The sequence below is a fragment of the Ruegeria sp. ANG10 genome (assembly GCF_040705255.1).
Lineage (GTDB): Bacteria > Pseudomonadota > Alphaproteobacteria > Rhodobacterales > Rhodobacteraceae > Ruegeria.
This window is the reverse complement of the sequence record NZ_JBFCVU010000008.1, coordinates 22,401-48,609: the sequence shown is the minus strand read 5'-3', so window position 1 is coordinate 48,609 and position 26,209 is coordinate 22,401. Positions and strand designations below refer to the sequence as shown.

The 26,209-nt window shown below is 58.6% G+C and carries 22 protein-coding genes and 1 tRNA gene; 19 read left to right on the top strand and 4 right to left on the bottom strand.

Annotated elements, in window-relative coordinates:
* Window positions 1-12: 12 nt before the first annotated feature.
* Window positions 13-876 (bottom strand): amidohydrolase family protein, encoded by an 864-nt coding sequence (locus tag AB1A64_RS16115; RefSeq protein WP_366552348.1) that lies wholly within the window; start codon window positions 874-876, stop codon window positions 13-15.
* Window positions 873-1,871, bottom strand: coding sequence for a nuclear transport factor 2 family protein (locus AB1A64_RS16110; protein WP_366552347.1), 999 nt, complete (start codon window positions 1,869-1,871; stop codon window positions 873-875). The genes AB1A64_RS16115 and AB1A64_RS16110 overlap by 4 nt, the downstream gene beginning before the upstream one ends.
* Before the next feature lie 164 nt (window positions 1,872-2,035).
* Here AB1A64_RS16110 and AB1A64_RS16105 point away from each other — a divergent pair, with 164 nt between their 5' ends.
* From AB1A64_RS16105 to AB1A64_RS16035, 15 genes are all read left to right on the top strand, one after another.
* Window positions 2,036-3,109: an ABC transporter ATP-binding protein gene (locus tag AB1A64_RS16105; protein WP_366552346.1), complete on the top strand. Its 1,074-nt coding sequence runs from the start codon at window positions 2,036-2,038 to the stop codon at window positions 3,107-3,109.
* 48 nt (window positions 3,110-3,157) lie between these two features.
* Window positions 3,158-4,369, top strand: coding sequence for an extracellular solute-binding protein (locus AB1A64_RS16100; RefSeq protein WP_366552345.1), 1,212 nt, complete (start codon window positions 3,158-3,160; stop codon window positions 4,367-4,369).
* 70 nt (window positions 4,370-4,439) lie between these two features.
* Entirely contained in the window at window positions 4,440-5,462 is a 1,023-nt protein-coding gene (locus AB1A64_RS16095) for a sugar ABC transporter permease (protein WP_366552344.1), read from the top strand.
* Window position 5,463: 1 nt separating this feature from the next.
* Window positions 5,464-6,618, top strand: a complete 1,155-nt coding sequence (locus tag AB1A64_RS16090) for a carbohydrate ABC transporter permease (protein ID WP_366552343.1) — start codon at window positions 5,464-5,466, stop codon at window positions 6,616-6,618.
* A gap of 126 nt (window positions 6,619-6,744) precedes the next feature.
* Window positions 6,745-7,275: an ester cyclase gene (locus tag AB1A64_RS16085; protein ID WP_366552342.1), complete on the top strand. Its 531-nt coding sequence runs from the start codon at window positions 6,745-6,747 to the stop codon at window positions 7,273-7,275.
* Between the two features lie 11 nt (window positions 7,276-7,286).
* Entirely contained in the window at window positions 7,287-8,618 is a 1,332-nt protein-coding gene (hisD, locus tag AB1A64_RS16080) for a histidinol dehydrogenase (protein ID WP_366552341.1), read from the top strand.
* Window positions 8,615-9,667: an ester cyclase gene (locus AB1A64_RS16075; protein ID WP_366552340.1), complete on the top strand. Its 1,053-nt coding sequence runs from the start codon at window positions 8,615-8,617 to the stop codon at window positions 9,665-9,667. The genes hisD and AB1A64_RS16075 overlap by 4 nt, the downstream gene beginning before the upstream one ends.
* Window positions 9,667-10,431 (top strand): SDR family oxidoreductase, encoded by a 765-nt coding sequence (locus AB1A64_RS16070; protein WP_366552339.1) that lies wholly within the window; start codon window positions 9,667-9,669, stop codon window positions 10,429-10,431. The genes AB1A64_RS16075 and AB1A64_RS16070 overlap by 1 nt, the downstream gene beginning before the upstream one ends.
* Entirely contained in the window at window positions 10,431-11,474 is a 1,044-nt protein-coding gene (locus AB1A64_RS16065; RefSeq protein WP_366552338.1) for a LacI family DNA-binding transcriptional regulator, read from the top strand. Before AB1A64_RS16070 ends, AB1A64_RS16065 begins: the two co-directional genes overlap by 1 nt.
* Window positions 11,471-12,460 carry an ester cyclase gene (locus AB1A64_RS16060; protein ID WP_366552337.1) on the top strand — a complete coding sequence of 330 codons (990 nt, stop codon included), beginning with the start codon at window positions 11,471-11,473 and terminating at the stop codon, window positions 12,458-12,460. Before AB1A64_RS16065 ends, AB1A64_RS16060 begins: the two co-directional genes overlap by 4 nt.
* A gap of 152 nt (window positions 12,461-12,612) precedes the next feature.
* On the top strand, window positions 12,613-13,572 hold the full coding sequence (locus tag AB1A64_RS16055) for a cupin (RefSeq protein WP_366552336.1): 960 nt from the start codon (window positions 12,613-12,615) through the stop codon (window positions 13,570-13,572).
* Window positions 13,560-14,171 (top strand): class I SAM-dependent methyltransferase, encoded by a 612-nt coding sequence (locus tag AB1A64_RS16050; protein ID WP_366552335.1) that lies wholly within the window; start codon window positions 13,560-13,562, stop codon window positions 14,169-14,171. Before AB1A64_RS16055 ends, AB1A64_RS16050 begins: the two co-directional genes overlap by 13 nt.
* 10 nt (window positions 14,172-14,181) lie before the next feature.
* The gene (locus tag AB1A64_RS16045; protein ID WP_366552334.1) at window positions 14,182-15,306 is read left to right on the top strand and encodes a cobalamin-independent methionine synthase II family protein; all 1,125 of its coding nucleotides are present in this window, start codon (window positions 14,182-14,184) and stop codon (window positions 15,304-15,306) included.
* A complete protein-coding gene (locus AB1A64_RS16040; protein ID WP_366552333.1) occupies window positions 15,303-15,998 on the top strand; it encodes an alpha/beta hydrolase in 696 nt (231 codons plus the stop codon). Before AB1A64_RS16045 ends, AB1A64_RS16040 begins: the two co-directional genes overlap by 4 nt.
* Window positions 15,995-16,690 carry an RraA family protein gene (locus AB1A64_RS16035; protein WP_366552332.1) on the top strand — a complete coding sequence of 232 codons (696 nt, stop codon included), beginning with the start codon at window positions 15,995-15,997 and terminating at the stop codon, window positions 16,688-16,690. Before AB1A64_RS16040 ends, AB1A64_RS16035 begins: the two co-directional genes overlap by 4 nt.
* 688 nt (window positions 16,691-17,378) lie before the next feature.
* Here AB1A64_RS16035 and AB1A64_RS16030 read toward each other — a convergent pair.
* Window positions 17,379-17,465: transfer RNA gene (locus tag AB1A64_RS16030), tRNA-Leu, on the bottom strand.
* Window positions 17,466-17,664: 199 nt separating this feature from the next.
* Here AB1A64_RS16030 and AB1A64_RS16025 point away from each other — a divergent pair.
* Window positions 17,665-18,648, top strand: coding sequence for a complex I NDUFA9 subunit family protein (locus tag AB1A64_RS16025; RefSeq protein ID WP_366552331.1), 984 nt, complete (start codon window positions 17,665-17,667; stop codon window positions 18,646-18,648).
* Here the strand turns inward: AB1A64_RS16025 and AB1A64_RS16020 are convergent, their stop codons facing one another.
* Window positions 18,649-19,452: an undecaprenyl-diphosphate phosphatase gene (locus AB1A64_RS16020; protein ID WP_366552330.1), complete on the bottom strand. Its 804-nt coding sequence runs from the start codon at window positions 19,450-19,452 to the stop codon at window positions 18,649-18,651.
* Window positions 19,453-19,681: 229 nt separating this feature from the next.
* Between AB1A64_RS16020 and AB1A64_RS16015 the strand changes: the two genes are divergently transcribed.
* From AB1A64_RS16015 to gltB, 3 genes are read left to right on the top strand one after another with little or no spacing between them, the layout of a single operon-like run.
* Window positions 19,682-21,115: an NAD(P)-dependent oxidoreductase gene (locus AB1A64_RS16015; protein ID WP_366552329.1), complete on the top strand. Its 1,434-nt coding sequence runs from the start codon at window positions 19,682-19,684 to the stop codon at window positions 21,113-21,115.
* 29 nt (window positions 21,116-21,144) lie between these two features.
* The gene (locus tag AB1A64_RS16010; RefSeq protein WP_366552328.1) at window positions 21,145-21,579 is read left to right on the top strand and encodes a GFA family protein; all 435 of its coding nucleotides are present in this window, start codon (window positions 21,145-21,147) and stop codon (window positions 21,577-21,579) included.
* The gene (gene gltB, locus AB1A64_RS16005; RefSeq protein ID WP_366552327.1) at window positions 21,576-26,108 is read left to right on the top strand and encodes a glutamate synthase large subunit; all 4,533 of its coding nucleotides are present in this window, start codon (window positions 21,576-21,578) and stop codon (window positions 26,106-26,108) included. The genes AB1A64_RS16010 and gltB overlap by 4 nt, the downstream gene beginning before the upstream one ends.
* Window positions 26,109-26,209: the final 101 nt, after the last annotated feature.

Sequence of the window (26,209 nt, the reverse complement as noted above, 5' to 3'; positions counted from 1 at the left end):
GCACCGCGTGGATCATATGCGATAGAACTGGCGCGCGCTGTCTCCGAAGACAAGATCGTGGTCTTGTTCGGGAACCAGCGCGCCGTGCCTTTCAACCAAAACCGCATAGGTGGAAGACAGGCTGTCGACCGGGAAATTCGACCCGAACATGCACCGATCGGGCCGGAATTGGGTCAGGCATGTGTCCACGATGGGTCGCACGCTGTCGGCGCTCCAGTTGTGATCGAACATGCCAAGACCGGACAGTTTGCATGTCACCTGCGGCAGCGCCGAGAGGTGATGCAGCGCTTGCGCCCACCGTTGCAACCCTTGTTCCGACCGGTCATGGGGTGACCCTGCATGGCACAGCGCCACCCGCGTCGCAGGGGCCTGCGCCAGAACGGTGGCGGTCTGCACCATCAATTCAGGCAGCAATTGCAGGTCAAATGACAGGCCACGGTCGCCCAGCTGTTTCAACCCGTCCAGAAACCTTGGATTGTCCAGCAGGTCGTTTGTGCCGGACAGTTGATCCTCGCCCGGTGCGCGGCCGATGATCTGACGCACCCCACGCACAGAGGCCAGGGTTTGCAAACGATCTAGCTGCGCGGTCACGTCCGGTGCGGTCAGATCACAAAAAGCAACCTGAACCAGTGGCCAATCGGGATTTTGATCTGCAACAGACTGAATCCAATGCGCCTCGGCCCAGGGATCGGCCGCGCCCACCTGGATATGGACCGAGGCGGAAAACCCTTTGGCATCATTGCGGAACTCGGGCAGCAGGTAATTGCGTTGAATTGGGGTGGGGTCACCAAAAAACCGCACCGCGCCCGTTTCCATCAACCACGGATAGTGCACCGCGGTCAGGTCCCACAGATGGTGATGCGCATCAATCCTCATGGTGTTTCAATCCTGGTTGTGCGGGCCAGAATATCGACGCCCTGCTGTTTCCAGAAATGCAAAAGATCGATGAAGATCCAGTTTTCGGCCAGCTTGTCATCCGCACGGCGATAGATGTCGATCACCCGAAACTCCCCCGCCTTTCGGGTGGCGGGCATCCCCATGAAACCGCCCGTGGGCACGGCGGTGAAATTGGGCCAGCCGAAAAAGCCGCCGTAATGCCCCTCGGCCATGCGGCAGATATGTTGAGTCTTTGAGCGTTCGGTGAAGGCCGCGCGAAACGGGCCGGAATGCTGCTGCGCGTAACGTGCGATTGTGTAGGTGGCACCGATCCCTTCGGGCCCCCACCAGATCATGTCGTCATGCCAGGTTTGCGCCAGCTCATCCGTCAGGGACAAGCCGCTGTCCCACTGCCCAAGGTCCGAGATCATGGCGTTGATGACCTCAAGCGTCTTGTGACCTTCGTCGGCGGACTGATCCTCGGCTAAAATGCCGTCATGGGTCATCGGTCCGGGCTGCACCAGATGCGCGGCGGTTTGTGGCGGAAAGGGGTTCTGACCGGCCTGGACCATCAGGTGCGGAATGTCGAAATACATTGCCGTTTCAGTAATCTTGCCATCCGCAACTTTGTGAAATTCGCAATACCGCAGCAGGGCCATCTTGCCGGTGGGGCGGATGCCCAGCCAGGGCGCGTCGAACAGACCCATCAGATGCCCCATCGACACTACCCAGACGCCCCCTTCGGTAAGAGAATTGTGGCCCGCAAAAAAGATATCCTGTCGGCGCTGCAGGTGGGTCAGACTGTGTTTCAGCGGCTGCCAGAACCTGCGCGCCACCGCGTCAGGGCCTGCGATTTCGTCGAACGGGTGAAACCCGTGCCACACCAGATTCGGTGCGCAATATTGCTTCATGACGGTGGTCAACTCATCCCCATCGGCGCCGCTAAGCGCGTCATGGAACGACAGGATCAGCTTTTTTTCGGTTTGAAAACTCACGGCGCTTTCCGTTCTTTATCAGTAAGTTGCGGGGTCTATTCCGCGAATTCGACTCGGTAGTTTCGCGTATTTTTGCATACGTATGCAAAAAAGTCTTGCCTGATTTGATATATGCGAATTACTGTTTTGCAAACGTATGCAAACGAATCCTTTCAGGGGGCACCATGGCGGAAATTCAATTGCGCAACGTCGGCAAGCGCTGGGGGTCTTTTGTAGGGGTCCACAATTTCGACCTGACCATCGCAGATCGCGAATTTCTGGTTCTGCTGGGCCCGTCGGGCTGTGGCAAGACCACCACGATGCGCATGATCGCGGGTCTTGAGGATGTGACCGAGGGCGAAATTCTGGTCGATGGCAAGGTGGTCAACGATCTGGAACCCAAGGACCGCGATGTGGCGATGGTGTTCCAGAGCTATGCGCTTTATCCCAACATGAACGTCTATGAAAACATCCGCTTTCCCTTGAAAGTGCGCGGCATTGATCCGTCGACCCATGACGACAAGGTGCGCCGCGCCAGCGCAATGGTAGAACTGGACGACTTCCTGCACCGTAAACCGGCTGAATTGTCGGGCGGTCAGCGGCAGCGCGTGGCACTGGCCCGCGCCATCGTGCGCGAACCGAACGTGTTCCTGATGGACGAGCCGCTGTCGAACCTGGATGCCAAGCTGCGGGTTTCGACGCGGGCGCAGATCAAAAACCTCAGCCACGAGTTGGCGGTGACCACCATCTACGTGACCCATGACCAGATCGAGGCGATGACGCTGGCCGACCGAGTTGTTGTGATGAAACAAGGCGTGGTGCAGCAAGTGGGCAGCCCGACTGATATCTATGATCGGCCCGCCAATACATTTGTGGCTAGCTTTATCGGCTCACCGGCGATGAATCTGATGGATGGCGAAGTTTCGGGCGGAGTGTTCCGCACCGAACACGTGGCGATCCCGGTCGACGCACCGGACGGTCCGATGACATTGGGCTTTCGCGCTGAGGATGCCGGCCTTGCCGAGGGGCAGGGTGAAATCACCGCGCCGATCTACACGCTGGAGCTGCTGGGCGACGCGACCATGATCTCGGTCCGGGTCGGCGGTGCGCTGGTATCGGTCAAGGCTGACAAAGCCTTCCGGGCCGAGATTGGCGAGCAAGTCTCGTTCTCGGTGCCCAAAGAAATCTGTCACCTCTTCGAAGCTGGAAGCGGTGCGCGGATCGGGGAACAACCCCACGAACAGCCCATACGGGCTTAACACCGGTCCGGACGTCGACGACGGACCGATCCTGACAGGGAGAAACGCATGAAACTCAAGACGATCCTCATGGCAGGTGCCATGTCCATCGCTGCAAGTGGCGCATGGGCCGCCTGTTCGTTTGAAAATGACGTGCCGCTGAAATCACTTTCGGCCGGGTTCGAAGCCTGGAAGGCCGCCACCGAAGCAATGGCCGAATGCGGCAACTTCAGTGCTTCGCTGGACCAGGAATTTCGCGAGAAACAACCCGAAGCATTCGCTGCCAACCCTTCGCTGTATCAGATCGGCGGCGTTGCCAACGAAACCATGATCCCGCTGCTGAACGCGGGCTCGTTACGTCCATTGGATGATCTGGTTGAGAAATATGGTCAGGACCTTCTGCCCAACCAGCTGATCAAGGTGGACGGCAAGATCATGGCGATTGCCATGATGGTGAACGCGCAACACCTGATGTACCGCAGTGACGTTCTGGCTGATCTGGGCATCGAAGAACCCAAGACCTATGACGACGTTCTGGCTGCTGCTGCCGAGATCAAGGAAGCGGGCGTCATGGACTACCCGATTGGCGGCACCTTCAAAACCGGTTGGAACCTCGCTCAGGAATTCGTCAACATGTACATGGGCGAAGGTGGTGAGTTCTTTGGCGAAGGCAACCAGCCTTCGATCAACAACGAGACGGGTGTCAAAGCTCTTGAGACCATGAAGGCGATGACCGAGTTCATGGATCCGGAATATCTGGTCTCGGACTCCACCTATGTTCAGCAGCAGTTCCAGCAGGGCAAGATCGCTATGGCAAACCTGTGGGCCAGCCGTGCTGCTGCCATGAATGACGAAGCCGAAAGCCAGGTTGTTGGAAAAGTAACCATGGCATCGGCGCCGATGGGTGCTGCTGCGCCGTCGACCACGATTTGGTGGGACGGTGTGGTTCTGGCCGCGAACATGAGCGACGAAGAAGCGGACGCTGCTTTCCGCGTCGTCATGGAAGGCATTGACGGAGACATGGTAAGCGCCAACAACGATGTTGCTGTGTGGCTGAGCCCGGCTTACACGCCGGGTGATCTGGCGGCTGGTGCCGCTGCTTCGGCGGAAAATGGTGCAAAGGCGTACCCTGCGTCTGCCCCGATGGGCGTTCTGCATAGCGCGCTTGGCAACGGTCTGGCCGACTATTTGACCGGCGCCAAAGATGCCCAGACCACTCTGGCTGACATCGAAGCCGAGTATCTGACCGCTGCCAAAGAGGCCGGTTTGGTTAATAACTAATCCTTCTGGCGGGAGGGCCTAGGTCCTCCCATCCCTTGTCTCCCTTGAGAACCATGAGAAAGGCAGAGCCATGAATTTCCGGACATTTGCCGCCTTTGTTGGCCCCTCTGTCTTTATGATGCTTCTCTTCATTGCGTTCCCGCTGATCAGCGTGTTCAAGCAGAGCTTTTACGTCACCCAACCGATTTATGAGTCAGTCGAAATCGAAACCTGCACCCCCGGGTTTCTGACGCAGACCTGCGTGACCGAGACGGTCTCGCAACCACAGTTGGATGAAGAAGGCAAGATTATCACCCAAACCCAGTTTGTCGGTTGGGAAAGCTATCGCAACGTGCTGGAACCCGAACGGGCCTGGCGCGCAATCAGTGACGGCAACTGGAACGTGTTGTCCACCATCAACTTCTGGAAAGCGCTGCGGTTCACCCTGACCTTTACCCTGATTACCCTGCCTCTGGTTGTTGTCTGTGGCTTGGGGATTGCGGTGATGATCAACAACGCCGCACAGTGGATTCGGGGACCGGTCATCTTTGTCTCATTGCTGCCTTTCATTATCACCCCGGTGATTGGTGTGCTGTCGGTCAACTGGCTGTTCCGGGGTGACGGCATCCTGACGGCGATGCTGGAATGGTGGCTGAACCGCGATATCGCACTGTTTGCACAGGCGTGGACGATTGAGGTGCTGATGATGCTCTACCGCGTCTGGCACGTCGCCCCCTTTGCCGCCATCATATTCTATGCCGGTCTGCAAACCGTCAATCAGGACAGCCTGGAGAGCGCTGTGATTGACGGCGCAACCCGTTGGCAGCGGATGAAATACATCGTCATCCCGCATCTGATGCCGCTGATCATCTTTGTGGCGATGATTCACCTGATGGACAGCTATCGCGTGTTCGAAGAGATCGTGGGTTTCGCCAGCCAGGGCTATGTCATCTCATTGCAGTGGCTGACCTATGACTTCCTGGTGCCTGATCAGGCGGGCAACCGTTCGATCAGCCGGGCTTCGGCCAGCGCTATGCTGACCATGATCGGTATCGCCATCCTGCTTATCTTCCCGCTGCGCCGGACATGGCGCGACCATAAAGGAGGTCACTGATATGTCCTCGCGCGCGCTTCGCCAACCGCTCAGCCTGCGGCTGACCTCGAACATCTTCCTGGCCTTCTGGTGCATCGTCGCTATCTTCCCGATCTTCTGGATCACGGTGATGAGCTTCAAATCTCCGGTCGATGCCTTTGACGGCAACGCCCTCAACGTGATCTTCGGGCCAACGACGCTGGCCAATGGCAACGGTCTTTCACTGCTGGATATCATCCTCGGGATTGCCGTGATCTGGGGCACGATTGCTCTGGTGACCAAGAAGATGCCCGCGATGATCAAAGCCTATTCCAAAGAAGGTCAGGAGTGGTTTGGCTGGGTGATTGGCATTTTGGCCGCCGTCGTGGCCTTTCTGGTCGTGTTCTTCGTGATCCTGCCCGCGATTTTGAGCGTGCTGAACCCGCTCTTTGGCCCTCTGGGTCGCGACATATTGGGGCTGACGACCGAACACTATAAAACCGTTTGGATCGACCGGGGATTTTCGAACAACTTCAAGAACTCGCTGATCGTAACCACGGGGGTTGTTGTTCTGTCGCTGTCGGTTGGGACACTGGCGGGCTACGGGCTGGCGCGGTCGGGTTCGACTCTGGCGTTCTGGCTGCTGATCGTTGCGCTGATCTTTCGCGCCTTGCCGCCCTCGGCGCTGGTGGCCAGCTACTTGCCGGTCTTCATCAGCTCATCCGAATGGTTGGCGCCGATCTTAGGGGAAAACGCGCCCACGCTTTATGGTAAGCCTTTTGCAGTGATTGCCGTGCTGGTGGCGATTAACCAGCCTTTCACCATTTGGATGCTGCGGTCGTTCTTTCAGAACATCCCGGCCGAACTGGATGAGGCCGCGCGCGTCGATGGCTGCAACCACTTCCAGGCGTTCCGCCGCGTGATCATGCCGGTGATGTGGCCGGGCGTGATCACCACTGGGCTGTTTAGCTTCCTGCTGGCGTATAACGACATCCTCGTCACGTCGCTGCTGCTGGATGCGCAGAACCAGACCATGGTTCCGGCCATTGTCGGCATGTTCAACCGTGAGACCACGACAACCGATCAGGTGGTCGCCGTGGCAGCCGCCGTATCGATCACCGCACCGCTGATTTTTCTTGTTCTGATCTTCCAGCGCCAGATCGTCAGCGGTCTGACCGCCGGGGCGGTGAAAGGCTGATGAGCAAGAACGCACGCCATAACGCGCTGTCGCGCCACCCGGCGCTGAACAGGATGCCCAGGGATTTTCTAAGCGTTGGGGTTTCTTGACCCAATCCCTCCCTCGGCAACCTGAAAGGATAGAAAGATGAAAGGTTCCCGCCCCGAACAAGCGGTTCTGACCCGCGACACGGACCTGAACAAAACCGAAGACACGCGCCGCGTGATCGAAACCATGGTCGATGGCCTGAACGACCACCGCATTGATGACATTGGCGAATTCTTTTCTCAAGGCTTTCGCTGGATGGGCAATCAGGGCTGCGGCACCAAGACTGGCCTGCAAGAGTTTCAGGACAATTGGCAGCGCCCGTTTCAGGCCGCGTTCTCGGACAAGACCTGCATTGATGAGGCCCGCCTGTACATGGGCGAATGGGCCGCAGCGTTTGGCCGTCAGGAAGCCACCCATTCCGGTGAGTTCCTGGGCATCGCCCCAACCGGCAAACGGGTCGAAATCCGTTACATGGATTTCTGGAAAGTGGTCGATGGCAAGATCGTCGACAACTGGGTGAATGTCGATTTCGCGCATGTCGCGGCGCAGCTGGGTGTCGATCTGTTCCAGGGAGAAGGCTGGGAAGCTTTTGACCGGGGTGAAAAAGTAGCTCCCCGACCCGAAAACTGAGGATTGGAAACATGACAATCGAGTATCTCAAACGCGGTAAATCTGACGCTGACCGGGCCGAAGATGACGCCAAAACCCGCGCCGTGGTCGAAGCGACCCTGAAAGACATCGAAACCCGCGGCGATGCCGCCGTGCGGGAGCTGAGCGAAAAGTTCGACAACTATTCGCCGCCTTATTTCCGCCTGTCTCAGCAGGACATTGATGACCTCATCGGACAACTGACCGACCGTGAGCTGGCCGACATCAAATTCGCGCAAGAACAGGTGCGCAACTTTGCGCAGGCGCAGCGCGATTCCATGGTGGATATCGAGGTCGAAACCCTGCCCGGCGTTATTCTGGGCCACAAGAACATCCCTGTGCAGTCGGTGGGATGCTATGTGCCCGGTGGCAAATTCCCGATGGTCGCCTCGGCCCATATGTCGGTGGCAACGGCCTCGGTGGCGGGCGTGCCGCGGATTATCGCCTGTACCCCTCCGTTCAATGGCAAGCCCAACGCAGCGGTGATTGCGGCGATGCATCTGGGCGGCGCGCATGAGATATACGTCATGGGTGGTATTCAGGCCATTGGTGCGATGGCACTGGGCACTGAAACGATTGATCCTGTGCATATGCTGGTCGGCCCGGGCAACGCCTTTGTGGCCGAAGCCAAGCGGCAACTGTTCGGCCGTGTCGGCATCGACCTGTTCGCAGGCCCGACCGAGACCATGGTCATCGCCGATGAGACAGCCGCCGATGCGGAACTCTGCGCGACCGACCTGCTGGGTCAGGCCGAACACGGCTATAACAGTCCCTGCGTGTTGCTGACCAATTCTCGCAAACTGGCCGAGGACACGATGGCCGAGGTCGACCGTCTGCTGGGTATCCTACCCACAGCAGGCACCGCGAAAGTATCGTGGGACGAATATGGCGAAGTGATCGTTTGCGACACCTATGATGAGATGCTGCAGGTCGCCGATGACATTGCGTCCGAGCATGTACAGGTGATGACGGACCGGGATGATTGGTTCCTTGAGAACATGACCTGCTATGGCGCGCTGTTCCTTGGTCCGCGCACCAATGTCTCGAACGGAGATAAGGTGATCGGCACGAACCATACTTTGCCGACGAAGAAAGCCGGGCGCTATACCGGTGGTCTTTGGGTGGGTAAGTATCTGAAAACGCATAGCTATCAAAAGGTTCTGACTGACGAGGCGGCAACGCTGATCGGCGAATATGGCTCACGCCTGTGCATGCTTGAGGGGTTTGTGGGCCACGCCGAGCAGTGCAACGTGCGGGTACGCCGCTATGGCGGCATCAACGTGCCTTACGGCGAGCCCGCCCCGTATCGGGATGCTGCTGAATGAGCGACAAGCACACACAGCACAAGGCCCTGATCGCTCCGCTCAGGGCCGCGATGTACGATTTTTCCTATGCCGGCGTCCGCAAGGCGCTGGCTGAGGTCACGACATCGGACGCAGTGTTCCACCTATGCCATCCCTTTGGTGACAGTATCGGCAGCGATGCATATTACGACTGCGCCTATAAGGGCCTGCTGGACGCATGGCCCGATCTGGAGCGTCGCGACTATATCGTCATGGCAGGGCCGGACGAAGACGGCGCGGACTGGGTCGGGTGCGGGGGGTATTACACCGGCACCTTTACCGGGCCATGGCTGGATATCCCGCCGACCGGCCATCAGGTCACCATGCGGTTCCACGAATTCTATCGGTTCGTGGATGGCAAGGTCGTCGAGGTTCAGGCGCTCTGGGACATCCCTGAGGTGATGATGCAGGCCAACGCCTGGCCGATGGCCCCCAGCCTTGGCCGTGAATGGCATGTGCCCGGACCAGCCACTCAGGACGGGTTCGTGCCCGGACCTTACGATGCGGCCAAGAGCAAGGCGACGTGCCAACACATTATCGACATGCTGGAACACTTGAAAAAACACCCGTCACAAGGTGGCCCCGAAGTGATGGAGATGGAGCGGTTCTGGCATCCACGCATGAACTGGTACGGGCCTTCGGGCATTGGTACTGGGCGCGGTTATGCGGGTTTTCGCAATTGGCACCAGATTCCGTTCCTGAACGGCATGCCGGATCGTGGGCAATATGTGGATGACATCACCTATCATTTCTTCGGTGATGGCGAGTATGCAGCTGTGACCGGTTGGCCAAACATGATCCAGACGGTGACCCATGACGGTTGGATGGGGATTGCGCCCTCGGGCAAGAAAATCACCATGCGCAGTCTGGATTTCTGGCGGCTCGAGAACGGGCGTATCCGTGAAAACTGGGTGCTGGTCGATCTTCTGGATGCTTACCGCCAGCTTGGCGTTGACGTCTTTGCCCGTTTGCGAGAATTCAACAAGGCCCGCAATCTGGGCCGCATTGAAACGCCAGATGGATTGAGCTGATGACTAACCTGCCCCGTACCCCTTCGTTTTCGTTGAACGGCAAAACCGCGCTTGTGACCGGCGCGTCCTCGGGGATCGGGCAGGGTTGTGCCGTGGCCTTGGCCGAGGCCGGGGCGCATGTGGTCTGCGCAGCCCGTGGGGCGGACCGGCTGGCTGAAACCGTTGCAGCCTTGCAGGCGCAGGGTTGGTCGGCTGAGGCTGCGGTTGTGGATCAGGGCGATTTGAATGCCCTTCGGCAGGTGTTCGAAGGACGTGTCTTTGACATCGTGGTGAATTCCGCCGGCACTGCGCGCCACAGCGCGGCCATTGACACAACACCCGAGGATTTCGATGCGGTCACGGATGTAAATCTGCGGTCGGCCTATTTCCTTTCGGCCTATGCGGCCAAAGCACTGATGGGGGCGGGCAAGCCGGGCTCGATCATCCATATCTCAAGCCAGATGGGCCACGTCGGCGGCGTCGACCGGGCGCTGTACTGTGCGACTAAGCATGGGCTTGAGGGTATGGTCAAAGCCATGGCGATCGAATGGGGCAAGCAGCGCATCCGTATCAATACTGTTTGCCCGACCTTCATCCGCACGCCGCTGACGCAAGCCACTTTCGACAACCCCGAACGGGCCGCCTGGATCATGGAAAAGATCAAGCTGGACCGTGTGGGCGAGGTCGAGGATATCATGGGCGCGGTCACCTACCTGGCCTCGGACGCCTCGGCGCTGGTGACCGGAACCTCGATGTTGATTGACGGGGGGTGGACAGCGGACTGATGGCAGAAAAAGTCACATCCCTTCAGGTTGCGCAGTTGGCGGGCGTCAGTCAGTCCGCAGTCAGCCGGGTGTTCACGCCCGGTGCCTCGGTCAGCAAAAAGACCGAAGAGAAAGTGCGCAAAGCCGCCGCCGAGCTTGGTTACCGCCCCAATGTTCTGGCCCGTGCGATGGTATCCGGCAAAAGCCGCATCATCGGGTTGGTTGTAGGGTATCTGGACAACTACTTCTATCCGGAGGCGCTTGAGAAACTCTCGAACGCCTTGCAAGAGCAGGGCTATCATGTGTTGATCTTCATGGCCTCGCGCTCGGCCGGGAATATTGACGATGTGATGGATGAAATCCTCGACTATCAGGTGGATGGGGTCATTTTGGCTTCGGTTCCGATGTCGTCGGATATCGCCATGAGGTGTCAGCAGGCTGGGGTGCCGGTTGTGCTGTTCAACCGAAGCCAGGATATCGAAGGCATAACCACGGTCACCTCGGACAACTATGCCGGCGGCCGCAAAGTGGCCGAGTTTTTGATCGCTGGGGTCCACAAACGGATCGCCTATATCGCCGGCTGGCAAGGGGCTTCGACCCAGCGGGATCGCGAGGCCGGGTTTCGCGCCGCGTTGGCAGAGGCCGGTCAAGAGGTCTATGCCCATGATGTGGGCGAATTCCATACCGAAAACGCCCGCGCAGCTGCGCGGCGGATGTTTGACGTTGCACCGGATCAACGCCCCGATGCCGTCTTTGTCGCCAACGACCATATGGCGCTGGCGGTGATGGATGTGATCCGCTTTGAACTTGGCCTGCGGGTGCCCGAGGATGTCTCGGTCGTGGGCTATGACGACGTGCCGCCCGCCGGGTGGCCCGCCTATAATCTGACTACGATCCGGCAACGGGCCAACATGATGGTCGCCGAAACCGTCGCCGCCCTTTTTGAACATATCGACACCCCGGACGCAGCCGAGCCGCGCAAGGTGGCCATAGACGGGCCGCTGATCGTGCGGACCTCGGCCCGGTTGCCAAAAGGGTGGACCCCACAAAGGACAGACATATGAAAGGCTTCGATCCGAAGTTCCGGGATTTTCCCGACTATATCATCGGTATCACCAAGGAAATTTGGGAAGACCGGGGTATTGCCACGCTGCACGACTATTACAGTAAGGATATCGTCGTGCGCTCTCCAGGATCTGTAGTTCTAGGCAATCAGAATGTCATCGGTGCGACCATGGCAACACTGGCCGAATTTCCGGATCGGCAACTGCTGGGTGAGGATGTGATCTGGTCCGGCACGCCGGAAGAGGGGATGCTAAGCTCGCACCGGATCATCTCGACCGCAACGCATCTGGCCGAAGGCGTGTATGGCAAGCCAACCGGCACAAAGCTGCGCTATCGGATTCTGGCCGACTGTCACGCTAAAGATAATCAGATCGACGATGAGTGGTTGATCCGCGATCAGGGCGCCATCGTCCGGCAGATGGGCTGGGATCCCAAGGAATACGCCGCCGACCTGATCGCGCGTGAGGGCGGAGCAGAGAATTGCGTCAAACCCCTGACGCCAGAAATCGATCAGCCCGGCCCTTATAAAGGTAGTGGCAATGACAACGAGTGGGGTCAGCGCTATGCCTATATTCTAACCAAGATCATGAATGCCGATATGGGTGTGGTCGAGGCTGAATATGACCGCGCCGTGCAGTCCGAATATGTCGGCGGTGTCACCGGCCACGGCTGGGATGCGGTGGATCGGTTCTGGATGGGTCTGCGCGCCAGCTTCCCCAATGCGGAATTCAAGGTTGAACACCAGATTGGTCGCGATGATCCGAACATGCCGCCCCGTGCTGCGCTACGCTGGAGTCTTTGGGGCAAGCATGATGGCTGGGGTGCGTTTGGTGCCCCAACCGGCGCACAGGTCTATGTTCTGGGCATCAGCCATGCTGAATTCGGCGCGCTGATCGGCGGTCAGCCACAGCTGCGGCGGGAATATACATTGTTCGATGAGACCTCGATCTGGAAACAGATCTTGCTGCAGGGTGGAGAAGGTTAGGTGACCGCGATGGTCTCATCCCTAAACGCCAGCCAGGCGGCGCGGCGGTACCATACGCATCGTGCGTCGCTGCGCGCGCGGCGTCTGAACAATCGGCCTCCGGGGGGCGGGAATTGATCCCATCTTTCCCCCAAATCCAAGGAGACACGGTCATGAGCACCATTCAACAACGCATCGTCCGTTATGGCGAGCTGCAACCCTGCAAAACCGCCTTTATCGATGCCCACACACCGGGTAGCGATCAGAAAGAGAATTTTACGATCGTCGGTGGCGGCGTGTCGGAATCGCCCGATCAGCACGTCCACATCACTGACAAGATCGGATTTAACATTGGCGCGGCGGGTCAGCCGCCGAAATGCCGAAACTCATTGCACAGCCACACCACGGCCGAGGTGTTTTTTGTGGCCAAAGGCCGCTGGCGGTTCTTCTGGGGCCGTTATGGCACCGCCGGAGAGTTCATTGCCGAAGAGGGAGATATCTTTAACATCCCCACCGGTATCTTCCGCGGGTTCGAGAATGTCGGTCAGGACTACGGCATGATCATGTCGATCCTCGGTGGTGATGATGCCGGTGGTGGTGTCACGTGGGCCCCGCAGGTAATCGAGGACGCGCAGGCACATGGTTTGATGTTGGGCGACAACGGTGTGCTTTATGACAGTAAAAAAGGTCAGGAGCTGCCCCACAATGTCCGCCCGATGCCCTTGCTGACCGAGGAGGAGTTGAAAGCCTATCCCGAGGTGCCGGTCGACGCGGTGATCGGCAAATACGTCGCCCGCTATTGGGACCTGATTGCACTGGCCGCCGATAAACCTGCGCTGGTGATTGGTGAGGCCGGTCTTATCAAGGACAAGCCGGGGTTCGAGGTTGATTTCCTGACCCGCGGCTCGGCTGTGAACGATCCTGTCAAAGCGGAAAAGCCTGTGGTTCTGATGCCCGCCAGCGGCCACTGGCGTATCACCGTAGATGGGTATGAGGTCACATTGTCCAACGGCGATACCGCGCTGGTGATGCCGGGTGAGGCTTACACTGTCGCGCCGTCCATGACCGGGCAGGCAGGCCTGTACCGCATCACCGCGACCGATGACCCCGCCGGGGCAACATGGACCGAATGACCGTCGATCCAAACGATACCCATGCCGTTTATGAACGGCAGGCCAGGGCCTATGACGAGCAACGCTCGCGCGCCCTGTTCGAAGCGCGCTGGCTGGCGCGCTTCACTGCCAGTCTGAAGCCTGGCGATCACGTCCTTGATCTGGGCTGCGGTACCGGTGAGCCCATCGCCCGCTGGTTCAAGGCCGAAGGGTTCACCGTCACAGGTGTCGATTTTTCCGAGGCCATGCTTGAGATCGCCCGCAGCCGTTGGCCCGATGGCGACTGGCGGCAGGCCGATATGCGGGAATTCGAACTGGACCAGAGCTTTGATGGCATCGTCGCCTGGAACAGCTTTTTCCACCTGACTGCGGTCGAGCAGAAAGACTGCATCGCCCGGATGGCTCGCCATCTGCGCAAGGGCGGTATGCTGATGCTGACCGTTGGCCCCAGCGCAGGTGAGGAGCAGGGAACCGTTGGCGGAGAGCTCGTATATCACGCCTCGCTCTCACCCGCCGGATACGCCACCTGCCTTGAAGAAAACGGGATGATCATGACCGGATTTCTGGCCAAGGACCCGGAGACCCAAAGCCACACCGTGCTGATGGCACGCAAGAATTAACGGAGGTTCCATGACCGTAAAGACAACGCATGTCGGGTCGCTGCCACGCTCTCAGGAAGTGGTGGATTTCATCTTCGCGCGCGAACGCGAAGAGCCGTTCGATCAGGACGCATTCGACGCGAGCATGGCTGCGGCCGTATCCGAAACCGTACGCAAACAGGTCGAAGCCGGTGTGGATATCGTCAGCGATGGCGAGACCTCAAAGATTTCTTACGCCACCTATGTCAAAGACCGCTACACTGGGTTCTCGGGTGACAGTCCGCGCAATGCGCCTGCCGATCTGAAGATGTTTCCCGGTTTTTTGCAACGGCTGGCTGATGATGGTGGCACGCCGCAATATGCGCGGCCTCAATGTACAGGCGAGGTGCGGTCGAAAGGGCAGGGCGAGCTTGAGAAGGACATCGCCAACCTCAAGGCTGCGATGGCGCAGCACGGGGCCAGGCAGGGCTTTATGAATGCCGCCTCACCAGGCGTCATCTCGCTGTTTCTGCAGAACGATTTCTACCCCACGCGTGAGACTTATCTGGCCGCGCTGGCCGATGCGATGAAGGACGAATACGAAACCATCGTGGCCGCCGGGTTGGATTTGCAGCTGGATTGCCCTGATCTGGCCCTGTCACGTCACATGCTGTTCACCGACTTGAGCGATGAAGAGTTCGTCAAAATCGCTGACATGCATGTCGAGGCCCTGAACCACGCGCTGCAGAATGTACCGCAGGACCGGGTGCGGGTGCATATCTGCTGGGGCAATTACGAAGGGCCACATTGCTGTGATATCGCCATGGATAAGGTGTTCAGCACTCTGATGGCGACCAAGTCCTGCTATGTGTTGTTCGAAACCTCGAACCCGCGCCACGCCCATGAATGGACCGTGTTCCGCGACCGTAATTCCGAGATTCCGGACGACAAGGTTCTGGTTCCCGGTGTGGTCGACACCACCACCAATTTCGTCGAACACCCCGAACTGGTGGCGCAGCGGATCACGCGGTTTACCGATATCGTCGGCGCCGATCGGGTGATCGCGGGCAGCGATTGTGGGTTTGGCACCTTCGCAGGTTTTGGGGCCGTTGATCCCGATATTGCCTATGCCAAGCTGACGGCGTTGTCCGAGGGTGCAAAACTGGCCTCGGCATGACACCGCTGGTTCTTTTGCCCGGTATGATGTGTGATGCGCGGTTGTTTCAGCCACAGATTGCCACGTTGTCCGGGTCGCGCCCCCTAATGACTTTCCCGTTGGCGAAGCAAGACAGTGTTCAGGCGATGGCGGCTGATATCTTATCGAACGCGCCGCCGGTTTTTGCATTGGCGGGGCTGTCGATGGGCGGCATCGTTGCGATGGAGGTGGTGCGGCAAGCCCCGATTCGCGTTGAACGGTTGGCGCTGTTGGACACCAATCCGCTGGCCGAAAAGCCCGAGGTCAAAGCCCGGCGTGGGCCGCAGATGAAGGCCGTTCAGGCGGGTCAGTTGCGGCAGGTAATGCGGGACGAGATGAAGCCCAACTATCTGGCTGATGGCCCGCATCAAGGGGCCATTCTGGACCTGTGCATGGCGATGGCCGTTGATCTGGGTCCGGACGTATTCCTGCGCCAATCCCGCGCTTTGATGGATCGCCCGGACCAGACCGAAATACTGGCCGCCTATCCCGGCCCTTCACTGGTGATGTGCGGGCGCGAGGATGGCCTGTGCCCGGTCGAGCGACACCGGCTGATGCACGATCTGATACCCAATAGCACGCTGCGCATTATCGAAGAGGCCGGGCACCTGCCCACTCTGGAACAACCCAATGAAACAACAGCGGCCCTTATCCGCTGGCTGGAGGCCCCATGACACCGTCCCTTCTGACCCTGTTGCGCAAGGTTGACACCCCCACCGTCTGCAACGCCATCGAGGTGGCGCAGGGCAAGCGCGGATTTAACGGCTTCACGCGCGGCACCATGCTGTGTTCGGCCCCGTTGGAACCTTCTATCGTGGGGTATGCCCGTACGGCTAAGATCGCCGCTGTGCAGCCGCCGTCCGAGGCGCCCGAGGTCATCAGGGAACGCCGGATGGCCTATTACAAATACATGGCCGAAGGTCCCGCACCCTCGGTCGCGGTGATCGAGGATGTCGATTTCCCTAACTGTATCGGAGCCTATTGGGGTGAGATCAACACAACCGTACACAAGGGGTTTGGCATGTCAGGCGCGCTGACGAACGGCGTCATGCGCGACCTTGGCGATCTGCCACAGGGGTTCCCGGTGGTTGCCGGATCGGTCGGGCCCAGCCACGGTTTCGTCCACGTGCGTGAGGTCGATACGCCGGTCTCGATCTTTGGTCTTTCGGTCAATCCCGGTGATCTGATCCATGCCGACCGGCACGGCGCGCTGGTGATACCGGAAGATGTTGTCGACCAGCTAGAGGACGCGATTCAGAAATTGCTGTCCACCGAGCGCATCGTGCTCGACGCTGCCGCGCAGCCGGGGTTTGATTTCAATGCGTTTCAATCTGCTTGGGAAAAGTTCGAAAAATCCCGGGTCTGACAGGGTAAGACTGACCGGTTCAAACGGACGGGCCTGAACTATCCGGGGTGGTACGCCATCACCGGCGTCGCGATGGCAGGTCCGCCCGCTTTTCTTCCAGAACGGTACGAAAAAGGACCTTGAGTTCAGATTTCTTCACCAGGGGCAGCCTGCGCCCATAATCCGAAGGCAGGTCATCTTCTGACACGTCCATCCGGTGCGCTTTCACTAACTTGAAGCGACTGAGAAACGAATTTTTCTTCATTGTTGCGGTCCTTCAAATTCAAAGCCTAAAAATTTGCCGCTGCGGACCCGACCCGAACCCTATGGTCGAGAGCTCGAGGATCATTAATCCGTGAGTGATGATCCGCAGCGACAGGGCGCATTTAGGCAGGTCGTTTGCCACCGTAAGGGGGAAGAATCCGGGTTTTTGCGTCATTTATTAACCGGCCAGTCAAAAAATGATTGGAAAGCTTACCTTTACGTAAAGATACTCACTCACCAGGCCAGTTTTCGTGACGTGGCGTCACGAAAGATGCGGGTCTCGCTAAGGCCTGAACGGGACCATTTAGCCAGTCTGTCTTCGCGGAAATCTGGCAAAGCATAGCCCGAAGGGAGAGACGTCCAATAGTTAAAAATTGGGGGAATACGTCACCCGAACACGTATTTGATACGCATCAGAGACAAGCCAAATAATCTGTAGGGAATATGGTGCCCAGGAGAGGACTCGAACCTCCACGTCCATACGGACACTAGCACCTGAAGCTAGCGCGTCTACCAATTCCGCCACCTGGGCAGGTGTCGTGGAGCGGCGTTTAAGCCTACTGACGGGGGGCGTCAACCAGATTCGGGAAGATTTTGACAAGTTTTTTGACTCACCTCCGAAACACTTGGGAAATTGCCGGGGTTTTCGCGGACGCGCGGCGTTATTGCGCCTTGTTTGCCGGGGCTTTGGGCGGTAGATCGGGTCAAGACCCATCAGCAGGAGCCCTCGCATGTCCAAACTGGTCACGATTTATGGCGGATCGGGATTTGTCGGTCGGTATATCGCCCGGCGTATGGCAAATGAAGGGTGGCGTGTGCGGGTCGCAGTGCGGCGACCGAACGAGGCGATGTTCGTCAAACCCTATGGCGTGGTTGGTCAGGTTGAACCCATTTTGTGCAACATCCGCGATGATGCCTCGGTTGCGGCCGTGATGCACGGGGCCGATGCGGTGGTGAATTGCGTGGGTGTGCTGAACGAGCTGGGTAAAAACGAATTTGACGCGGTGCAGGCCGAAGGGGCTGAGCGGATCGCGCGTATCGCTGCCGAACAGGGTGTTGCGCGGATGGTGCATATCTCAGCCATCGGCGCGGATGCCACGGCCAAAAGCGAGTATTCCCGCACCAAAGCACAGGGCGAGGCCGGTGTGCTGGCGCATATGCCGAACGCGGTGATCTTACGCCCGTCGATCATCTTCGGGACCGAGGACCAGTTCTTTAACCGCTTTGCCGGGATGACCCGGATGGGGCCGTTTCTGCCCTTGGTCGGGGCAGAAACCAAGTTCCAGCCGGTCTATGTGGATGATGTCGCCAAGGCCGCCGTGCAGGGCGTTCTGGGGCAGGCCGAGCGCGGCCCTTATGAGCTGGGCGGCCCCGAGGTGAAATCCTTCCGTGCGTTGATGCAGCAGATGCTGGGGGTGATTCACCGTCGCCGGGTGATTGTTGGTGTGCCGTTCTGGGCCGCCCGGATCATGGCGGGCGTGCTGGATATCGTGAAATTTGTCAGCTTTCAGCTGTTTCCCAACCACATCCTGACGCGCGATCAGTTGACGAACCTGCGCCGGGACAATGTGGTGTCGGACGATGCCAAAGGCTTTGGCGATTTGGGGATCGAACCGGCCACTTTGGAATCCATCTTGCCGGACTACCTGTGGAAGTTCCGTCCCTCGGGCCAGTATGATGAGATCCAGAAATCGGCAGACAACCTGCGTACCTGATCAGCTATAGGCAATCACCAGCAGGATTGCTCCGAGAATCACACGATAGATCACATAAGGCGTAAAGCTGACGCTGCGCAGCAGGCGCATCATCAAGGACAGGGCCAGCAAGGCCGAGATAAAGGCAAAAAAGGCGGCTATGGCGCCGTCCTTGGCCAGTTGGGCATCCGCCTCACGGATTACTTGTGTCGACAGCAATACGCCTGACGCCAGAATCGTCGGGATCGACATCAGCATCGCGATCCGCGCGCCGTCTTCGCGGCTATAGCCCAGCTGCCGCGCGCCGGTGATGGTGATGCCGGACCGCGAGGTGCCGGGGATCAACGCCAGAACCTGCCACAAACCCATGATGACCGCATCGCGCGGGCCCCAATCGTTGGTGTTCTTGGATTGGGGGCCCTTTTGGTCCATCCAATACAGTAACAATCCGAAGCCCAGCATGGTCCAGCCAATCACCGCCATCGAGCGGAGGGATTGGCTGAGCCCGGTTGTGAACAAAATGGCACCGACGATAACCGTGGGAATCGTTGCGATGATTAGGCTCATCGCCAGCCTTGCTTGCGGGGTGTCGATCTGCCCGGTCAGGGCGCGTGGCAGGCCGGCAACGGTCTGTTTCACATCGGACCAGAAATACAGGATAACCGCGCCCAACGTGCCGACATGCACGGCGACGTCGATGGCCAGGCCCTGATCTTCCATTCCGGTCAGGCTGGGCAACAGGATCAGGTGACCCGAGGAAGAGATCGGCAAAAACTCGGTTATCCCCTGAATAATCGCCACGAGAATCAACTGAAAAAGACTCATCTAACCTGCCGTGCTGCCGCCGCGTATTGTTTGGGGAAATGGGTATAAGTGCGGTGCCGAAAAGGAAAGCATGTAAAAAGGTCCGAAACGGAACTAAAAATGATGACATTTTCCAATTACTTTTCCTGACGCCAAGTATTTTTTCAATTTAGGTCAGCACAATTGACTTTTAATCCGGTAAGGTATCTCTTAAACAGGCGCGACCAAGCCAATTCATGGAGTCTGACCCGTGGCCAAGCAACCGATGCTGAAATTTGTGCAGATCGACCGCGTCATGCCTGAAAAGCGTGCCGCCGATGACCGCAAAGAAGACTTTGACGAAATCTATGCTGAATACGCTGCTGCCAAGGCGGAAGAACAGGCCAGTCGCTGCAGCCAATGCGGTGTTCCCTATTGTCAGTCGCATTGCCCGCTGCACAACAACATTCCTGATTGGCTGCGCCTGACCGCCACGGGCCGTCTGGAAGAGGCGTATCAGACCAGCCAGGCCACCAATACCTTCCCGGAAATCTGCGGCCGCATTTGCCCGCAGGATCGTCTGTGCGAAGGCAACTGTGTAATCGAACAATCCGGTCACGGCACGGTCACCATCGGCACGATCGAAAAGTACATCACCGATACAGCCTGGGATAAAGGCTGGGTCAAACCTGCCGCCCCCGGTGCCGAACGCAGCGAAAGTGTCGGTATCATCGGTGGTGGGCCCGGCGGCCTGGCGGCTGCTGACATGCTGCGTCGGGCTGGCATTCAAGTTACTGTGTATGATCGTCACGACCGTGCCGGTGGCCTGTTGATGTACGGTATTCCAGGCTTCAAGCTGGAAAAGGAAATTGTTCAGCGTCGCAACGATTTGCTGGCTGAAGGCGGGGTCAAGTTCGAGCTGAACTGCGACGTGGACGCCGTCAAATTCGACGACATTCGCGCCAAGCATGATGCCGTGATCATCGCAACCGGGGTCTACAAGTCCCGTGATCTGTCCATGCCGGGCAGCGGCTTGAGCGGTATCGAAATTGCCATTGATTTCCTGACCGCTTCGAACCGCAAAAGCTTTGGTGACGCGGTCGAAGATTTTGACAATGGCCGACTGAATGCTGACGGCAAAAAGGTTGTCGTGATTGGTGGCGGCGATACCGCGATGGACTGCGTACGTACCTCGGTCCGTCAAGGTGCGACATCGGTCAAATGCCTGTACCGCCGCGACCGGGCGAACATGCCGGGATCGCAGCGTGAAACGCAGAATGCCGAGGAAGAAGGCGTGATCTTTGAATGGCTTAGCGCCCCCAAGGGTTTCACTGGCGACGACAAGGTATCTGGCGTGATGGTGCAAAAGATGCGTCTGGGTCAGCCAGATGCAACTGGCCGTCAGGCCCCCGAGGTAATCGAAGGCGCGGACTACGTCGAAGAGGCCGATCTGGTCATCAAGGCGCTGGGCTTTGAGCCCGAAGACCTGCCCAAGCTGTTTGGCCAGCCCGACCTGCCCGTGACCCGTTGGGGCACCGTAAAGGCCGCGTTCCAGACCGGCGAGACCGAGATGGATGGTGTTTATGCAATTGGTGACATCGTGCGCGGTGCTTCGCTTGTGGTCTGGGCGATCCGTGACGGGCGCGACTGTGCCGATGCGATTATCGACAGGTTCAACAGCAAGGCTGCCGTCGCAGCCGAGTAACACCCAGCCCAGCGACAGGAGGGTCAGGAATGCCTGAACTGCAAGGCCAATGCATGTGCGGTGCGGTCACCGTCACCGCCACCCCAGCGAAGGATGCGCTGGGTGCCTGTCATTGCGACCAGTGCCGCCGCTGGACCAGTTCAATGCTGGTGAGTTTTCAAGCTGAAGAAGGGTATGCCGCCTTGGGACCGGTTAAGACCTTCGCTTCGTCCGATTGGGCCGAACGCGCCTTTTGCGCCGAATGCGGCTCGGCCCTGTGGTACCGGGTCACCGCGCCCGGCGACATGCACGGACACACAGAAATGGCAGCGGGCCTGTTCGAAGATACGGGCCACGGACTGCAACTGGAACTTTTTATCGACAAAAAGCCCGAAGGGTATGCGTTCGCAGGTGAGCGCAAGCAAATGACCAAAGCCGAGGTCGAGGCGATGTTTGCCCCCTCGGAAGAAGGAGACAGCCAATGACCAAATATGATGCCGATTGGGTACGGGCCGAAGAAGCCAAACGTGAATGGATGGCGAAAAACGGTCTCTATTCAGAAGAAGAAGAGCATTCTTCCTGTGGCGTGGGTCTAGTTGTATCCGTTGACGGCAAAGCATCGCGCAAGGTTGTCGACGCCGGTATTGATGCGCTGAAGGCGATCTGGCACCGCGGCGCCGTGGATGCTGATGGTAAGACCGGTGATGGTGCCGGTATTCACGTGCAGATCCCGGTTCGCTTTTTCTATGACCAGGTCCGCCGCACAGGGCACGAACCCAATCTGGACCAGCTGATCGCTGTTGGTCAGGTGTTTCTACCTCGTACCGATTTCGGCGCGCAGGAACAGTGCCGAACCATCGTTGAAACCGAAGTTCTGCGTATGGGCTACTACATCTATGGTTGGCGTCACGTGCCGGTTGATGTGACCTGTTTAGGCGAAAAGGCGAACGCGACCCGTCCCGAGATCGAACAGATCCTGATCTCGAACTCGAAAGGTGTAGATGAAGAGACGTTCGAGCGTGAGCTGTACGTCATCCGTCGCCGTATTGAAAAAGCTGCCGCCGCTTCCGGGATTTCGGACCTGTATCTGGCGTCGCTGAGCTGCCGCTCGATCATCTATAAAGGCATGATGCTGGCTGAGCAGGTCGCGGTTTTCTACCCCGACCTGATGGATGAGCGGTTTGAATCCGCCTTTGCGATCTATCACCAGCGCTATTCGACCAACACCTTCCCGCAATGGTGGTTGGCGCAACCGTTCCGGATGCTGGCCCATAATGGTGAAATCAATACCCTGAAGGGCAACGTCAACTGGATGAAAAGCCATGAGATCCGCATGGCCAGTAGCACCTTTGGCGACTATGCCGAAGACATTAAGCCGATCATCGCAGGTGGATCGTCGGATTCGGCCGCATTAGACTCGGTTTTCGAGGTTTTGGTGCGTGCTGGCCGTTCGGCCCCGATGGCAAAAACTATGCTGGTGCCAGAAAGCTGGTCCAAGCAGGCGGTGGAACTGCCGCAGGCCTGGCGTGACATGTATTCCTACTGCAACTCGGTGATGGAGCCGTGGGACGGCCCCGCCGCGCTGGCGATGACTGATGGCCGCTGGGTCTGTGCCGGTCTGGACCGGAACGGGTTGCGTCCGATGCGCTATGTGGTGACAGGCGATGGTCTGGTGATTGCCGGCTCTGAGGCTGGCATGGTGCCGATTGACGAGGCCACTGTGACCGAAAAAGGCGCGCTGGGTCCGGGGCAGATGCTGGCCGTGGACATGAAGAAGGGCAAGCTGTTCCGTGACAAGCAGATCAAGGACAAGCTGGCGCGCGCCCTGCCTTTTGGCGATTGGGTCGGTAAAATCAACGATCTGGACGCAACGCTGGGCGGTGTAACCGAACAACCCTTGTTTAGGGGGGAGGAACTACGAAAGCGTCAGATCGCGGCTGGATATTCGGTTGAAGAACTTGAGCAGATCCTTGCGCCCATGGCCGAGGACGGCAAAGAGGCCTTGGCCTCGATGGGGGATGACACGCCTTCAGCCGTGCTGTCAAAGCAGTACCGCCCGCTTAGCCATTTCTTCCGGCAGAATTTCAGCCAGGTGACCAACCCGCCCATCGACAGCTTGCGCGAATACCGCGTGATGTCGTTGAAGACGCGGTTCGGGAACCTCAAGAACGTACTGGACGAGGACAGTAGCCAGACCGAGATCATCGTTCTGGAGAGCCCCTTTGTCGGCAACGCCCAGTGGGAAATTCTGGCCGAAAACTTCAACGCACCACTGGCTGAGATCGATTGCAGCTTTGAACCCGGTGAGGGTGCGCTGGACCGCGCATTGACCCGTATTAGAGCCGAAGCGGAAGAGGCCGTGCGTTCTGGTGCCGGGCATCTGGTGCTGACCGATCAGTATTCCGGGCCGGACAAAGTGGCGATGCCGATGATCCTGGCCACAAGCGCGGTACACAGCCATCTGACACGTCAGGGTCTGCGGACCTTCAGCTCGCTCAACGTGCGGTCGGCGGAATGTATCGACCCGCACTATTTTGCCGTGTTGATTGGCTGTGGCGCGACAGTTGTGAACGCCTACCTGGCCGAAGACTCGCTGGCCGACCGGATCGAACGTGGCCTGCTGGATGGCACGCTGACCGAAAATGTGGCCCGCTATCGCGAGGCGATCGATCAGGGTCTTCTCAAAATCATGGCCAAGATGGGCATCTCGGTTGTCTCCTCGTACCGCGGTGGTCTGAACTTTGAGGCCGTGGGTCTGAGCCGTGCCATGGTGGCCGAATATTTCCCGGGCATGATCAGCCGTATCTCGGGCATCGGGATCCACGGCATCCGCGTCAAAGCCGAAGAAATTCACGCCAAGGGCTGGGACAGCGGTTTGGATGTGCTGCCCATCGGCGGTTTCTACAAAGCACGCAAGTCGGGTGAGACCCACGCGTGGGAAGCGACCTCGATGCATATGATGCAAATGGCCTGTAACCGCGCGTCTTATGAGCTGTGGAAGCAATATTCGACCAAGATGCAGTCGAACCCGCCGATCCATCTGCGCGACTTGATGGATTTCAAACCCATGGGCAAACCGGTGCCGATCGAAGAGGTGGAATCGATCACCTCGATCCGCAAACGCTTTGTCACGCCGGGCATGTCGCTGGGCGCACTCAGCCCCGAGGCGCATAAGACGCTGAACGTGGCGATGAACCGGATCGGTGCGAAATCCGACTCGGGCGAGGGTGGTGAAGATCCGGCGCATTTCGTGCCGGAACCCAATGGCGACAATCCTTCGGCCAAAATCAAACAGGTGGCTTCGGGCCGGTTCGGTGTGACCGCCGAATACCTGAACCAGTGTGAAGAGCTGGAGATCAAGGTCGCCCAGGGTGCTAAACCGGGTGAGGGTGGTCAGCTACCGGGCATGAAGGTCACCGACTTGATCGCGCGTCTGCGCCATTCGACCAAGGGCGTGACGCTGATCTCACCGCCGCCGCACCACGATATTTACTCGATCGAGGATCTGGCGCAGCTGATCTATGATCTGAAACAGATCAACCCGCGCTGCAAGGTGACGGTGAAACTGGTGGCGTCTTCGGGCGTTGGCACAATTGCTGCCGGTGTGGCCAAGGCCAAGGCGGATGTGATTCTGATTTCGGGCCACAACGGTGGTACGGGTGCATCGCCCGCGACGTCGATCAAATATGCCGGTCTGCCGTGGGAAATGGGCTTGACCGAAGCGCATCAAGTTCTGGCGATGAACAACCTGCGCGACCGCGTCACCCTGCGGACCGATGGTGGTCTGCGGACCGGTCGCGATATCGTCATGGCCGCGATGATGGGGGCCGAGGAATACGGTATCGGCACCGCCGCCCTGATCGCGATGGGCTGTATCATGGTGCGTCAGTGCCAGTCGAACACCTGCCCCGTCGGTGTCTGTACGCAGGATGAGGACCTGCGCGCCAAATTCACCGGCAACGCAGACAAGGTGGTGAACCTGATCACCTTCTACGCGCAGGAAGTGCGCGAGCTGCTGGCCAGCCTCGGCGCGCGTTCGATTGATGAGATCATCGGCCGGGCCGACCTGTTGGCGCAGGTCAGTCGGGGATCGGCGCATCTGGACGATCTCGACCTCAACCCGCTGCTGATCACCGTCGATGGCGCGCATGATATCGTCTACAACCGCGACAAGGACCGTAACGCGGTGCCGGATACGTTGGACGCTGAAATCGTGCGGGATGCAGCGCGGTTCCTGAAAGACGGTGAGAAAATGCAGCTGTCCTATGCGGTGCAGAACACGCACCGGACTGTGGGCACCCGCGTCTCAAGCCATATCGTGCAGAACTTTGGCATGCGGAACACGTTCCAGTCCGACCACTTGCACGTCAAACTGCAGGGCTCGGCCGGTCAGTCGCTGGGGGCCTTTGCAGCACCCGGTCTGAAGCTGGAAGTGTCGGGTGACGCCAATGACTATGTCGGCAAGGGTTTGTCGGGCGGCACCATCGTCGTGCGCCCACCACAGGTCAGCCCGCTGAAGGCGGATGACAACACCATCATCGGCAACACTGTCCTGTACGGCGCCACCGATGGCCACCTGTTTGCCGCAGGTCGCGCGGGTGAGCGTTTCGCGGTCCGGAACTCGGGTGCAACCGTTGTCATCGAGGGCTGCGGATCGAACGGGTGTGAATACATGACCGGCGGAATCGCGGTGATCCTAGGTGATATTGGTGCCAACTTTGGAGCGGGCATGACCGGCGGTATGGCCTATCTGTACGACCCGGAAGGCAAGGCGCAGGCGCTGATGAACATGGAAACGCTGGTGACCTGCCCGGTGACCGTCGACCATTGGGAAGATCAGCTGAAATCGCTGATCGAAACCCATCAGGCTGAAACCTTTAGCCGCAAGGCCGCCGACATTCTGCAGCATTGGGATGTTGAAAAGACCAGCTTCTTGCAGGTTTGCCCAAAAGAGATGCTGAACAAGCTCAGCCACCCTCTGACCAACGAAGCAACGGCTGTTCCGGCCGAATAACAGGTTACAACAGACCAGACTCAAACCCGCGCGCCAATTGGCTGCGCGGGTTTTCTTAAACCCTTATACCGACAACACCCGTTTCAAACGCGCGCCCAACG